Raw genomic sequence first — 14,376 nt, forward strand, 5'->3', positions numbered from 1 at the left:
AAATCCCCTACCCCCAATAAAATCCTTGTCTTTTATCCGAATTCCTTTACTAGATACAAAACCAAATCATCATTATTTTGGCTAGTTGCATTCATTTCCAAGGGTCGATTTCGATACCAGACACCTGTCCCATCTGGAATGTAGCCCCGTCTGATATACAATCTCTGGGCAGGACCATAGCCTAAGTGCAAACCTACACCAAGAGTGACTTTACTCGAAACAAACTTGACTCGTTTTTCTGCTTCTTCTAGCAGTTGATTCCCAATCCCTTGATTTCGAAAAGGCTCAAACACATTAAAATCTGATAATTCTGGATAGACTTCTGCAAAAGGACCATGGTTAGCAGAGGGCAAAATGGTAATGTAGCCCGCTACAGCACCACCAATCTCTGCAACTAAGACTTCTCTCTCCCCACTTTTCTGTTCCAGAAAATATCTAGCCAAAATTTCCTCTCTACCAGGCCAACCTTGATTCATAAATCCATGAGATAAGGATTCAATATCAGACTTAATCATATTTCTAATCGTACAATTCATCTTTGACTTACCCACCTTTACTCTTTCTATTACCATTATAGCACGCCAAGGTCAGAAAAAAACCCACCCGGGTTTTAATTCGCTTTCTTGTTTTCAAACTCATGAAAAAGAGGGCTACCCGGACCTGAAAAAAGACTCAACCGGGTCTGAAAAAGAGGTCCACTCGGACCAAAACTCGCTCTGTCATTTCAAAGCTCATGAAAAAGAGGGCCCCCGGACCTGAAAAAAAGACCCACCCGGGTCTTTTTTTTTAATCTTCGTTTACGAAAGGCATCAAAGCCATTACGCGAGCGCGTTTGATAGCTGTTGTTACTTTACGTTGGTTTTTAGCTGAAGTTCCTGTTACACGACGAGGAAGGATTTTCCCACGTTCTGAAACGAAACGGCTAAGAAGCTCAGTATCTTTGTAATCAACATATTCAATTTTGTTTGCTGCGATGTAATCAACTTTTTTACGGCGTTTGAATCCGCCACGACGTTGTTGAGCCATGTTTTTTTCTCCTTTATAGTATTAATTGTCCATTAGAATGGTAAATCATCATCTGAAATATCCAAAGGATTTGTTGTTCCAAATGGATTTTCATCACGTGAAAAGTCAGGCACTGATTGAGTAGGGGCTGAATAGTTTGAACTTGGTGCAGAATAAGCTCCACCTGTATGTCCTTCACGCACACTACGGCTTTCCAACATTTGGAAATTCTCAGCCACGACTTCCGTCACGTAGACACGTTGTCCTTGCTGGTTATCGTAACTACGAGTCTGAATACGGCCTGTTACCCCGATAAGTGAGCCTTTTTTAGCCCAATTAGCAAGATTTTCAGCCTGTTGGCGCCACATAACGACATTGATAAAATCAGCCTCACGTTCGCCATTTTGACTCTTAAATGTACGGTTTACTGCAAGAGTAAAAGTCGCAACTGCTACATTTGATGGGGTATAACGTAATTCAGCATCACGTGTCATACGCCCTACAAGTACAACATTGTTAATCATAATTTACCTTCTTACGCGTCAGTTTTGACGATCATGTGACGAAGAATGTCAGCGTTGATTTTTGAAAGACGGTCAAACTCTTTAAGAGCTGCATCGTCGTTTGCTTCAACGTTAACGATGTGGTAAAGTCCTTCACGGAAATCTTTGATTTCGTATGCAAGACGACGTTTTTCCCAAGTTTTTGATTCAACAACAGTTGCACCGTTGTCAGTCAAAATAGAGTCAAAACGTGCTACCAAAGCGTTTTTAGCTTCTTCTTCAATGTTTGGACGAATGATATAAAGAATTTCGTATTTAGCCATTGATATGTTCCTCCTTTTGGTCTAATGACCCCAAGACTCTGCAAGGGGTAAGTGAGGTTCGCTCACAATAAACTATTATACTAGAAAACAGTTTTTTACGCAAGTAAAAACTCTGAAATGCGAAAAAACGCCACATGGGCGTTTTCCTATTCTTACGGTTTAATACGGTGCAACATACGTGGGAATGGAATAGCTTCACGAATGTGTTTTGTTCCTGCTGCGAAGGTCACCATACGTTCAATACCGATACCAAATCCACCGTGTGGTACAGTACCGTATTTACGAAGGTCAAGGTAGAATTCGTACTCTGTACGATCCATGCCAAGTTCATCCATCTTAGCAACAAGGGCATCGTAGTCTTCTTCACGCATAGAGCCACCGATGATTTCTCCGTAACCTTCTGGGGCAAGCAAGTCTGCACAAAGCACTCGCTCTGGATTCCCAGGAACTGGTTTCATGTAGAAGGCCTTGATGGCTGCTGGATAGTTCATGACAAATGTTGGGACACCAAAGTGATTTGAGATCCACGTTTCGTGTGGTGAACCAAAGTCATCTCCATGCTCAAGATGTTCATAGTCAACGTCTTCATCATTTTCATGCTCTTGCAAGAGGTCAATAGCTTGATCGTAAGTGATGCGTTTGAAAGGCTCTGCAATGTAGCGTTTCAAGAGTTCTGTATCACGTTCCAAGATTTCCAAGGCTTGAGGCGCACGGTCAAGCACACCTTGAAGAAGAGCTTTTACATAAGCTTCTTGCAAGTCAAGTGACTCATCGTGTGTCAAGTATGAGTACTCTGCATCCATCATCCAGAACTCAGTCAAGTGACGGCGTGTTTTTGATTTTTCAGCACGGAATACGGGACCAAAGTCAAAGACACGACCAAGAGCCATAGCCCCTGCTTCTAGGTAAAGCTGGCCTGATTGGCTCAAGTAGGCTGGCGTTCCAAAGTAGTCTGTTTCAAAGAGTTCTGTTGAATCTTCAGCCGCATTTCCTGAAAGAATTGGGCTATCAAACTTCATAAAGCCGTTCTTGTCGAAGAACTCATAAGTCGCATAGATAATAGCGTTACGGATTTGCATGACAGCCACTTGCTTACGAGAGCGAAGCCACAAGTGACGGTTATCCATCAGGAAGTCTGTTCCGTGTTCTTTTGGTGTGATTGGGTAGTCTTGAGATTCACCGATCACTTCGATGTCTGTGATATCCAACTCATAGCCAAACTTAGAACGTTCGTCTTCTTTGACAATACCTGTCACATAAACAGACGTTTCTTGGCTCAAGCGTTTGATAACATCAAACTTCTCAAGTCCCACTTCTTCACCAAATTTTTCTACAAAGTTTGGTTTAAAGGCTACACCTTGGAAGAAGGCTGTTCCATCTCGCAATTGCAAGAAGGCGATTTTCCCTTTTCCTGATTTGTTGGCAACCCAAGCGCCAATCGTCACTTCTTGGCCAACATAGTCTTTTACATCAATAATCGTTACACGTTTTGTCATTATGTTTCCTTTTCTCTTTCGTTTATTTTTCCATAAATGCTTTCAAGCGTTTAACTGCTTCTTTAAGCGTGTCTAGGTCTGTCGCATAGCTGAGGCGGACATTTTCTGGCGCTCCAAAGCCAGCTCCTGTTACCAAGGCCACTTCAGCTTCTTCTAGGATAGCGGTTGTAAATTCTGTCACATCCGTATAACCTTTCATCTCCATTGCCTTTTTGACATTTGGAAAGAGATAGAAGGCTCCTTGCGGTTTGACCACTTCAAATCCAGGCACCTCAGCAAGAAGAGGATAGATAGTGTTTAGTCGTTCCTCAAAAGCCTGACGCATACTTTCTACCGTATCTTGCTCACCTGATAAAGCCTCAACTGCTGCATACTGGGCTACTGCTGACGGATTCGAAGTTGTTTGACCTGCAATCTTAGACATGGCAGCGATAATGTCTGCTTCTCCAACGGCATAGCCAATCCGCCAACCAGTCATAGCGTAGGTTTTAGACACACCATTGATGACTACTGTTTGCTTGCGAATCGCTTCCGATAAGCTAGAAATCGGTGTGAATTCATGGCCATTATAGACCAAGCGGCCATAGATATCATCTGCTAGAATGAGAATATCCTTTTCTACAGCCCAGTTTCCGATTGCCAAGAGTTCCTCACGGGTGTAAATCATACCTGTCGGATTGGATGGTGAATTCAGCACCAAAACCTTGGTCTTGTCTGTGCGAGCTGCTTCCAACTGCTCTACGGTCACCTTAAAGTGATTGTCTTCCTTAGCAGGAACAAAGACTGGCACACCCTCTGCCATCTTAACCTGGTCTCCATAGCTGACCCAGTATGGGGTTGGGATGATCACTTCATCACCTGGATTGACCACAGCCATAAAGAAGGTGTAGAGAGAATATTTGGCTCCAGCAGCAACTGTCACTTGATTTGGCGCTACAGAATAGCCGTAAAAGCGCTCAAAGTAGGTATTAACCGCTTCCTTGAGCTCTGGCAGACCTGAGGTTACTGTATAAAAAGAAGCACGCCCATCTTGAATCGATGCAATGGCGGCATCTTGGATATTTTTTGGAGTAGTGAAATCTGGCTCACCCAAGGTTAGAGACAAAATATCTCTTCCCTCAGCCTTTAGTGCTTTGGCACGGGCTCCAGCAGCCAAGGTCACACTTTCTTCCATTTCTAAAACACGGTTGGATAGTTTCATAGGCCCTCCTTATTGACCAATGCTCCTGTTTCAAAATCTACTAGATAATAATCAGAGCCTGACTTGACTTCCCAGATTGGCTTGTCTTGATAACGACCAAAGGTAACCTTGTCAATCTCGCCAGCTCCTTTTTCCTTAGAAAGAGCTTCTGCTTTCTCTTGTGAAACACCCTGATTTAACTGATAAACATAAATCTTATGGTCTTCTTTTCCGATCAGGACAGCAAGTGCTTCTGCTTTTTTATTACGACCAAGAATGCTGTAATAGGATTCCAAGCCATTGTATAAATCAACCTGATCCGCCTTCTCTAAGCCTACATACTGCTGAGCTAATTTTTCTCCTTCACTTTTAGCTGTTTGATAGGGTTTCATGCTAAGAGAAACCAGATACAGAAAGGAAGCACTGATAACCGCAAACAAAATCGCCATCCCTAGACCATACTGCCGCAGTAGATTATTTTTTGCTTTGTTTTGTTTTTTTTTCACTCGTCTATTTTACCATCTATTGGGCTTTATTACAAGTGAATATAAGAACCATCGCATTTTATTTCTTCCTTCAAAGTAAACCAAAATCCAAAAAACAGTTCTTACTTTTCCAGTGGCAACTGACTAGAGTTTCAGCAATTTTATAATTTTCAAATAAACTCTGAGCAAATTTCTTGCAAGTTATTTTGTTTTGTTGTAATATATTTTATAACAACGAGAGCATTCTCGAAATTTTAAGAAAATGGAGACACATCATGTCTAAAAAAGTATTATTTATCGTCGGATCCCTACGCCAAGGTTCTTTCAACCATCAAATGGCCCTCGAAGCTGAGAAAGCCCTTGCTGGTGAAGCTGAAGTTAGCTATCTTGATTATTCAGTCCTTCCTCTCTTCAGCCAAGATTTAGAAGTTCCAACTCATCCAGCTGTAGCGGCTGCTCGTAAAGCGGTTCTTGCTGCCGATGCCATCTGGATCTTCTCTCCAGTTTACAACTTCTCCATCCCTGGAACAGTGAAAAACTTGCTTGACTGGCTATCTCGTGCCCTTGACTTGTCTGATACACGTAGCGCTTCTGCTCTACAAGATAAGTTGGTCACAGTATCATCTGTAGCCAATGCAGGTCACGAACAACTCTTCGCTATCTACAAAGACCTCTTGCCATTTATCCGTACACAAGTCGTTGGTGATTTCACCGCTGCTCGTGTCAATGACTCTGCATGGGTAGACGGAAAATTGGTTCTTGAAGAAACAGTCCTAAACTCACTTGAAAAACAAGCTCAAGACTTGGTTAATGCTATCAAATAAAGATATTTTCTGACTCTTTGCCACCTATTTGGGTGGTTTTTTCATACCTAATACTTCTTCAAACCACGTCAGTGTCGCCTTACCCTACTCAAGTAAAGCTTGCGTCTAGCTTCCTAGTTGACTTTGTGATTTTCATTGAGAATAATATAATAAAAGCGAACAAGACTACTTTTCTGGTACTCAGAAGACTAGTTTGTTCGCTTTCTCTAATTTATAAACTAAAATAGCTGATAATACATATTGTCAAATATAAAATATCTTTTATACTTCCTTAACAAAAACTAATTCCTGTGGCTCTGACAAATCTTCTCGATAGACAAATCCTGCAAAGCTTAAGCGACGAGCTTCCTCCACCGTCTGTACTTGATTTTCTATCAAGGCTGTCAGGAAAGCACCACGCGCTTTCTTGGAAATAGTTGAGTGAATCTTCAGCTGACCACCTCTATCCTCCATGAATTTGAAGGTCACCATCTTTTCTCTGATTTCCTTAGAAAATACAGTCTCAAACTCGGATGACAAGAGAGAGAAAATCACTTCTTCCTGCTTCACAGCTTCATCGTAGGCTGCCTTCCAATGGCTCTTCAAAGTCTTACCAGCGACCTTTAATTTCATCAAAAAGTCCAAACGGTGAGGGGGCATAGGTGCCAAGGCTGGAACGACTCCGTACAAAGCTGACGTAATGAAGACATAATTTTCAACATAGGATTGTTCTGCCTCGGTCAATTTATCTCGCTTGATATGGCGATACATGAGTCCGTCAAAAAGTTTCAGAGCTGGGTAGTGTTGAGCAGTTTGCCTTTTCAAAGCTTGGATATGTTGAAATTCTTCCGCAGCCTTTTCAGCTGATACCTTGTAAAAGCTCTCCAATTGACTAGCAGAATAGAGGGACAAAGCATCCAGCACAGCCTGACTTTCTGGTTTTAAAGGAGTTGCCTCGATACTTGGCAAGTCTGTGTTCATTTCTTTTGCTGTTGGGATTAAAATTTTCATATTGATAGTGTAGCATATTTTTTAGTCACAACCAAGAAATTCATCTGAGAAACCTCGGTTTGACCGAGGTTTCTCTGTTTATTTGGGCCATCCTAACCAGACAGCCACGAGAACAAGGGCTAGGCCAGCTAAACTTGTTAAGATAGATAAGAATTTATCTTTTTTCTCCTTGAACTGAGAAAAGCCTACCTTCAAAGCGAGCAGTCCGAGTAGCATTGAAGCAAGCATCACATAAAAACCCATTTCTTTGTCCTCCATTAATCTTAATTTACCTTATTATAACATGTATTTCTTAAATAAACCTTTTTTATACTCAATGAAAATCAAAGAGCAAACTAGGAAACTAGCCGCAGGTTGCTCAAAGCACAGCTTTGAGGTTGCAGATAAAGTTGACGTGGTTTGAAGAGATTTTCGCAGAGTATTACTGCACTTTAAAGGTCTTGAGATAGTTGTCTTTTCCTACTTGACCTTCAAAGGTCTTACCATTTTCAAGGTAAGGAAGATCATCTGATACTGAGGCCTTAACCTTGTAAATCTTGCCATCAACTTTAAAGAAGTAGACAGTATCGCCCTTGATAACAGCTGATTTGAGGTCTGCTACCACTCCCTTGATACTTTCAGTTGTTGCATTGTCAATCTCAAGATCGTTTTTATTGGCATACTTGCTGAGCAGTTCTTCCACTGTAGTAGCTACGATAACATTTTGGTACTCGACTGCGTCAACCAAGGCGTACTCTTTGACCAAGCCAGCATTGTCCTTCAAGCCCATGATGTAGAGTGGCTTGTCGTTAAGGTTGATGAGGATCGGGAAGGTTGCCTTGTAGGATTTCTCCTGAACAGCACCTTCGGCTGATTCACGGGCCGATTCTTCGGTCGCAGAAGCCAAGCTGTACTTAGTGATTTCTCCTGTTCGCATATTTTCTAGGATGAAACCAAGATTACTTTCATCTGCATTGGCCGATGTCACACCTGTGTAGAGGTAGATGTCATTGCCGATAGACAAATAATTATAGCCCTTCGTAGTCTGGGTCACGTTTTTCTTGGAAATCATGGCATTCCAGAAACCGTCCTTGTACTTGCCGTTATAGTTGATTTGCTCAATAGTTTCCTCAGCTGGATAGATCCTGTCCACCCATTCTGGAACATCTGCCAAACTGTATTCCTTGGTCTCTCCATTTGTGGCATCCAAGATAATGACTGAAACAGGACGAGGAACCGCAAGTCCAAATTGCTTTTGGTAAACCGTCGCCACATAGAAAGGATTGCCCTCATCGTCCACCTCGAAGGATGGAGTCTTGAAGATTTTAGTTGGGTACTTAAAACGCAAGTGACGCTTGACATCACGGTTAAAATACTCCGAGTCAGAATACTTGATTGGTGTCTTCAAGTCCACCAAGTCCGCATTTCCGGTCACCATGTCTACCTTGATATATTCGCCGATTCCCTTGGCTTGATTATTAAACCACTTGATAGGATCTGCGTATTCTAGTGGCGTAACCCGATAAGGTTTCCCATCAATCGTCAATTGGGTATAGGTATCTGCCGCTACGTACTGCGATACCTTATCCGTTAGGGAACCCAAGTAACGGTCGCCAATTTTTTCAGCCGTACTTCTATCTAAGATAGGAACCTTACTGGTATCACTCTTAGGAAATTCAGCAAAGTCTTTTTCCGTAACTGTGACTACACTGGCATAATTTTTAGCCTGAAAAATGCTAGAAGTCACCAAGGAAACAAAGGCCGCCAAGAGCAGAATTCCTCCAATAGAAGCAAAAAGGATTTTCCCTAACCGATTGATTTTGAAACCCTCTAGATTTAAGGCAGCTTCCGCCTTGCCGTGACGCACATGAACTGTTTTGACCAAATTGATTCCCCTACCAAAACCAAATAAGATTGCTACAAGCAGCAAATGCCCACAGAGGAAAAAGAGAAATTCCCAGCTGGTCAGGTTAAGGGGTGGTAAAAAGATATACCAGGTCGTTGCGATAAAAATAAGTTCAAAGACTATTCGTTTCATTTGCACTCCTCCTAAATGATTCGTCCTTCCAAATGATCCAGTTCATGCTGGCAGATCTGGGCTGGGAGACCTGTCAAAGTAATAGTCTGTTTCTGCCACTTGCTGTCACGATAGGCAACCCTTATAGTTTCATAACGCCTAGTAGATCGCACACCTGTCAAAGACAAACAGCCTTCCTCTGTCTCATAAGGTCCTTCAGAGGATAGGAGCACTGGATTAAACATGACCACGGGAACCAAGCCAAGATTAAAAATAATCACGCGCTTCTGCACCCCAATCATATTGGCAGCCAGGCCGACACAAGTCTCACGATTTGCTAAAAGCGTATCCTGTAAATCTCTGGCAAGATACAGGTCTTCCTGACTTGCCGGCTGAGACACTTGAGACAAAAATAAGATATCCTTCACAATTTCTTTTTCCACTCCCTCACACTCCTCTTGCTTTTTACTATATTATAGCAATTATAGCATAAAAGCCGATAACTGCAAGCCCTTTCCCTCAACTGTAGCAAAAAGCCATCCGAAGATGACTTTTTTTGCTATTTAATTTCTTTATAAGTTACTTCCATACCACGCTTAACAGCTGGACGGTTGGCAATTTTTTCTGACCAGTTTACTAGATTTTGATAACTTGAGGCATCTAAAAATTTTGCAGAACCTTGGTAAAGCTTTCCTTGAACTAACTGGCCATACCAAGACCAGATAGCAATATCTGCAATCGTATAGTCATTGCCTGCAATATAAGGTTTCTGAGCCAATTCCTTATCCAATAAATCTAACTGGCGTTTCACTTCCATCGTAAAACGATTAATTGGATATTCCAATTTTTCAGGGGCATAATTAAAGAAATGTCCAAATCCCCCACCTAGAAAAGGTGCTGTACCTGCTTGCCAGAATAACCAATTCAAAACTTCTACCTTCTCCACAGGATTACTTGGTAGAAAGGCTCCAAATTTCTCAGCAAGGTATAAAAGAATATGCGCAGACTCAAAGACTCTCACTTCTTCAGTTCCTGACTGGTCCAACAAGGCTGGAATCTTTGAATTTGGATTAAGCTTTACAAAGTCTGAACCAAACTGATCCCCATCCATAATCGCAATCTTATACAAATCGTAAGTCGCTTGTTCAAAACCAGCTTCTTGCAATTCTTCCAATAAGATAGTGACCTTCACACCATTTGGTGTTCCCAGTGAATAAAGCTGAAAAGGTTGCTCTCCTTTTGGCAAGTTTTGTTCGAAACGGGCACCTGCTGTTGGTTTATTTAATCCCGTAAAGGCTCCTTGATTACTAGCTTCATCCTGCCATACGGTCGGTAATTGATAGGCTGACATCCGAAACCTCCCTTAAATCGCATTCTTATCAAAGCCAAGTTTACGTTGAACAAACTTAACAATTTCGACGATGATAATCATTGAGAAGCTACCAGCCATGACGATTCCCCATTGTGACAAGTCTAGTTTCGTTACATGGAAGATTCCTTCAAGCGGTTCTACAACGATTGTTGCCATGAGAAGGATGAAGGATACCAAGATGGACCAGTTGAAGGTCTTAGACTTGAATGGGCCAACTGTCAAGATGGATTGGTAGACAGATTTGACATTGTAGGCATGGAAGAGCTGAATCAAACCAAGGGTTGCAAAGGCCATAGTTAGAGCATCTGCATGAATGGCATGATTGTCACCCACATGAACTGGGTAAGCAATCGCAAGACCATAAACACTCATAACAATAGCTGCTTGGAGTACACCTTGATAGATGATAGAACTCAAAACACCACCTGAGAAGAAGCTTGCCTTGCGTCCACGTGGTTTATGGTTCATGACACCAGGCTCAGCAGGTTCAACACCAAGAGCGATAGCTGGGAAGGTATCTGTTACCAAGTTGATCCACAAAAGATGAACTGGCTGCAAGACGTCCCAACCAAACAAGGTTGATAAGAAGATGGTTAATACTTCAGCAGTATTGGCAGAAAGTAGGTACTGAATGGTCTTTTGAATGTTTGAGAAGACCTTACGTCCTTCTTCAACTGCGACGATAATAGTCGCAAAGTTATCATCCGCAAGAATCATGTCAGAAGCTCCCTTAGAAACCTCTGTACCAGTGATTCCCATACCGATACCGATATCGGCTGTTTTCAGAGCTGGCGCATCATTGACACCGTCACCTGTCATAGCAACGACCTTACCTTGTTTTTGCCAAGCCTTGACGATACGAACCTTGTGCTCTGGAGACACACGCGCATAAACAGAGTATTGACCAACTACTTTTTCAAAGTCTTCATCTGACAGTTCGTTGAGCTCAGCACCAGTTAAAACGTGGCCTTCGGTATCATTTGCAGCGATGATTCCCAAACGTTTAGCAATAGCTTCTGCAGTGTCTTGATGGTCACCTGTGATCATGATTGGACGAATTCCCGCTTCCTTAGCCACACGAACAGCCTCAGCAGCTTCAGGACGTTCAGGGTCAATCATCCCGATTAAACCAGTGAAGATTAAATCATTTTCAAGCTCTTCAGAAGTAAGATTTTCTGGAATACTGTCAATAATCTTATAAGCACCTGCAAGGACACGCAAGGCTTGATGAGCCATTTCAGAGTTATTTGTGTGAATGAGGTTTGTAACCTTCTCATCAATCGGAGCAATATCCCCAGCCTTATCACGAAGAACACAACGTTTCAAAAGTTGATCTGGCGCACCCTTGACTGCTACAAGGAAACGACCATCTGGCAACGGGTGAACCGTTGACATGAGCTTACGGTCAGAGTCAAATGGCAACTCAGCCACACGAGGGTATTTGTCTAAAAATCCTTTGACATCGTAGCCCTTGTCCAAGGCATACTGAATGAAGGCTGTTTCGGTTGGGTCACCAATCAGGTTGCCTTCCACATCGATTTTAGTATCATTGGCCAATACAACTGAACGAAGTAGGGGCATTTCAAGACCCAGTTCAATATCATCAGCTGAGTCATGTAGGACTGCATCGTAGAAGACTTTTTCAACGGTCATCTTGTTCATGGTCAGCGTACCAGTCTTATCAGAAGCGATAATTTCAGTTGAACCAAGTGTTTCTACTGCTGGCAACTTACGAACGATAGAGTTTCGTTTGGCCAAAACTTGAGTACCAAGGGCAAGAACGATCGTTACGATAGCTGGGAGCCCTTCTGGGATAGCCGCAACGGCAAGGGCAACAGAGGTCATCAACTCACCTAGTGGATCTTTTCCTTGAATAAAGACACCTACAACAAAAGTAACTAGGGCAATGACCAAAATTGCATAAGTCAAGACCTTAGAAAGGTTGTTCAAGTTTTGTTTAAGTGGTGTATCTGTCTCATCTGCATCTTGAAGCATACCTGCGATGTGACCAACTTCAGTATACATACCAGTATTGACAACAACACCCATCCCACGACCATAGGTTACGTTAGAGTTTTGGAAGGCCATGTTGACACGGTCACCAATACCAGCGTCTGCAGTAAGCTCGACTGACAAGTCTTTTTCTACTGGCACAGACTCACCTGTCAGGGCAGCTTCTTCGATTTTAAGAGAGTTGGCTTCAAGCAAACGTAGGTCTGCAGGTACTACATCACCAGCTTCGAGAGCTACGATATCACCTGGTACCAATTCTTTAGAATCAATCTCAGCCATGTGCCCATCACGAAGAACGCGGGCAGCTGGACTAGACATGGATTTTAGTGCTTCGATGGCTTCTTCAGCTTTTCCTTCTTGGTAAACACCAAAGGCAGCGTTGATGATAACTACGGCTAGGATGATGATAGCATCTGCGATATCTTCCCCACCAGAAGTCACGACTGATAAAATAGCCGCTGCAACTAGGATGATAATCATCAAATCCTTAAACTGCTCTATGAATTTGACCAGGATTGATCGTTTCTCACCTTCTTCGAGTTCATTGTGGCCAAATTCAGCAAGGCGCTTTTCCGCCTCACTTGATGACAAACCTTGCTCGGTCGCATCCACAGCCTGCAAGACCTCTTCAGGACTCTGAGTGTAAAACGCTTGGCGTTTTTGTTTTTTTGACATGTGTCTCCTCCTTGACATTGTGTGCAAAACAGACTCTCTTTTCCCTCATCGCATCTTTTCACGACAAACAAAAAGAGACCTGTTAATCATAACAAGTCTCGCTGTTTAAGATAGGGCCGGAAAGCATACTTTTCAGTATAAAATTCGGAATGACGACACTATCACAGGTTTCTGCCAGCTACTCCCTTGAGTAGTTCTATTATACCAAATTTTAAACAACTTTCAAAGAGTAAAAACTGCCTTATTTGAATTTTCCCTTGAAAATCAGTATAATAGTAGAATGCTATGTGACTAGAAAGGAAGTTGAATGAAGCAATCTATCTCAAACCTCAAGTTAGCTGAGCGTGGGGCCATTATCAGTATTTCGACCTATTTAATCTTGTCTGCAGCAAAATTAGCAACTGGTCATCTTCTTCATTCATCCAGTTTAGTGGCCGATGGTTTCAACAACGTATCGGATATCATTGGAAATGTGGCTCTCTTGATCGGCATTCGAATGGCCCGCCAACCTGCTGACCGAGACCACCGTTTTGGCCACTGGAAGATTGAAGATTTGGCTAGCTTAATCACTTCCATCATCATGTTCTATGTTGGCTTTGATGTACTAAGGGATACCATTCAGAAGATTCTCAGCCGGGAAGAAACGGTCATTGATCCTCTTGGTGCAACTCTAGGAATCATTTCTGCAGTGATTATGTTTCTAGTTTATCTCTACAATACTGACCTCAGTAAAAAATCCAACTCCAAGGCACTAAAGGCTGCCGCCAAGGACAATCTTTCTGATGCTGTTACCTCACTGGGTACTACCATTGCCATTCTGGCCAGCAGTTTCAATTATCCAATTGTGGATAAACTGGTCGCTATCATCATCACTTTCTTTATCTTGAAAACTGCCTATGATATCTTCATCGAGTCTTCCTTTAGCCTTTCAGATGGCTTTGACGACCGTCTGCTCGAGGACTATCAAAAAGCCATTATGGAAATTCCCAAAATCAACAAGGTTAAATCTCAAAGAGGTCGAACCTACGGTAGCAACATCTACCTGGATATTACGCTAGAAATGAATCCTGACCTGTCTGTTTTTGAGAGTCATGAAATCGCGGATCAGGTCGAGTCTATGCTAGAAGAACGATTTGGAGTCTTTGATACCGATGTCCACATCGAACCTGCGCCTATCCCTGAGGATGAAATTTTAGACAATGTCTATAAAAAATTGCTCATGCGAGAGCAATTGATTGACCAAGGAAATCAATTGGAAGAACTCTTGGCTGATGATTTTGTCTATATTCGCCAAGATGGAGAGCAGATTAATAAAGAAGCCTATAAAGCCGAAAAAGACTTGAATTCCGCTATCAAGGATATTCAAATCACTTCCATCAGTCAAAAGACCAAACTCATCAGCTATGAGTTAGATGGTATCATCCACACAAGTATCTGGCGTCGCCACGAAACTTGGCAAAATATCTTTCATCAAGAAACCAAAAAAGAATAGAGAAATCCTGTCCATGAGACGG

Annotated in this window: 15 protein-coding genes; 2 read left to right on the forward strand and 13 right to left on the reverse strand. The window is 42.3% G+C overall.

The window, feature by feature from the left end:
- Positions 1 to 32: 32 nt before the first annotated feature.
- From UKS_RS07260 to UKS_RS07290, 7 genes are all read right to left on the reverse strand, one after another.
- Complete coding sequence (locus tag UKS_RS07260) at positions 33 to 536, reverse strand: GNAT family N-acetyltransferase (RefSeq protein WP_049496662.1); 504 nt, start codon at positions 534 to 536, stop codon at positions 33 to 35.
- Between the two features lie 250 nt (positions 537 to 786).
- Complete coding sequence (gene rpsR, locus UKS_RS07265; RefSeq protein ID WP_000068664.1) at positions 787 to 1,026, reverse strand: 30S ribosomal protein S18; 240 nt, start codon at positions 1,024 to 1,026, stop codon at positions 787 to 789.
- Between the two features lie 32 nt (positions 1,027 to 1,058).
- Entirely contained in the window at positions 1,059 to 1,529 is a 471-nt protein-coding gene (ssbA, locus tag UKS_RS07270) for a single-stranded DNA-binding protein SsbA (RefSeq protein WP_000609604.1), read from the reverse strand.
- Positions 1,530 to 1,540: 11 nt separating this feature from the next.
- Positions 1,541 to 1,831, reverse strand: coding sequence for a 30S ribosomal protein S6 (gene rpsF, locus UKS_RS07275; protein ID WP_001151784.1), 291 nt, complete (start codon positions 1,829 to 1,831; stop codon positions 1,541 to 1,543).
- Positions 1,832 to 1,983: 152 nt separating this feature from the next.
- Entirely contained in the window at positions 1,984 to 3,327 is a 1,344-nt protein-coding gene (asnS, locus tag UKS_RS07280; RefSeq protein ID WP_156012374.1) for an asparagine--tRNA ligase, read from the reverse strand.
- Between the two features lie 22 nt (positions 3,328 to 3,349).
- Positions 3,350 to 4,528 (reverse strand): pyridoxal phosphate-dependent aminotransferase, encoded by a 1,179-nt coding sequence (locus UKS_RS07285; RefSeq protein ID WP_156012376.1) that lies wholly within the window; start codon positions 4,526 to 4,528, stop codon positions 3,350 to 3,352.
- Positions 4,525 to 5,013: a cell wall elongation regulator TseB-like domain-containing protein gene (locus tag UKS_RS07290; protein WP_173020474.1), complete on the reverse strand. Its 489-nt coding sequence runs from the start codon at positions 5,011 to 5,013 to the stop codon at positions 4,525 to 4,527. Before UKS_RS07290 ends, UKS_RS07285 begins: the two co-directional genes overlap by 4 nt.
- A gap of 254 nt (positions 5,014 to 5,267) precedes the next feature.
- On the opposite strand from UKS_RS07290, the gene UKS_RS07295 reads away from it, so the two are divergent.
- A complete protein-coding gene (locus UKS_RS07295; protein ID WP_156012378.1) occupies positions 5,268 to 5,816 on the forward strand; it encodes an NAD(P)H-dependent oxidoreductase in 549 nt (182 codons plus the stop codon).
- Between the two features lie 261 nt (positions 5,817 to 6,077).
- Here UKS_RS07295 and yaaA read toward each other — a convergent pair whose 3' ends face one another.
- The 6 genes from yaaA to UKS_RS07325 form a co-directional block, all read right to left on the reverse strand.
- A complete protein-coding gene (gene yaaA, locus UKS_RS07300) occupies positions 6,078 to 6,806 on the reverse strand; it encodes a peroxide stress protein YaaA (protein WP_156012380.1) in 729 nt (242 codons plus the stop codon).
- Positions 6,807 to 6,884: 78 nt separating this feature from the next.
- Positions 6,885 to 7,049 (reverse strand): YczI family protein, encoded by a 165-nt coding sequence (locus tag UKS_RS07305; protein WP_173020498.1) that lies wholly within the window; start codon positions 7,047 to 7,049, stop codon positions 6,885 to 6,887.
- 178 nt (positions 7,050 to 7,227) lie between these two features.
- Positions 7,228 to 8,823 carry a hypothetical protein gene (locus UKS_RS07310; RefSeq protein ID WP_156012384.1) on the reverse strand — a complete coding sequence of 532 codons (1,596 nt, stop codon included), beginning with the start codon at positions 8,821 to 8,823 and terminating at the stop codon, positions 7,228 to 7,230.
- Between the two features lie 11 nt (positions 8,824 to 8,834).
- The gene (locus UKS_RS07315) at positions 8,835 to 9,245 is read right to left on the reverse strand and encodes a peptide deformylase (protein WP_156012385.1); all 411 of its coding nucleotides are present in this window, start codon (positions 9,243 to 9,245) and stop codon (positions 8,835 to 8,837) included.
- Positions 9,246 to 9,361: 116 nt separating this feature from the next.
- A complete protein-coding gene (gene yghU / locus UKS_RS07320) occupies positions 9,362 to 10,153 on the reverse strand; it encodes a glutathione-dependent disulfide-bond oxidoreductase (protein ID WP_156012386.1) in 792 nt (263 codons plus the stop codon).
- 12 nt (positions 10,154 to 10,165) lie between these two features.
- Positions 10,166 to 12,862 carry a cation-translocating P-type ATPase gene (locus tag UKS_RS07325; RefSeq protein ID WP_156012388.1) on the reverse strand — a complete coding sequence of 899 codons (2,697 nt, stop codon included), beginning with the start codon at positions 12,860 to 12,862 and terminating at the stop codon, positions 10,166 to 10,168.
- 307 nt (positions 12,863 to 13,169) lie between these two features.
- On the opposite strand from UKS_RS07325, the gene mntE reads away from it, so the two are divergent.
- Positions 13,170 to 14,354, forward strand: coding sequence for a CDF family manganese efflux transporter MntE (mntE, locus tag UKS_RS07330; protein ID WP_156012390.1), 1,185 nt, complete (start codon positions 13,170 to 13,172; stop codon positions 14,352 to 14,354).
- The last annotated feature ends 22 nt before the right edge of the window (positions 14,355 to 14,376 follow it).

Source organism: Streptococcus sp. 116-D4, from assembly GCF_009731465.1.
GTDB lineage: Bacteria > Bacillota > Bacilli > Lactobacillales > Streptococcaceae > Streptococcus > Streptococcus pseudopneumoniae_E.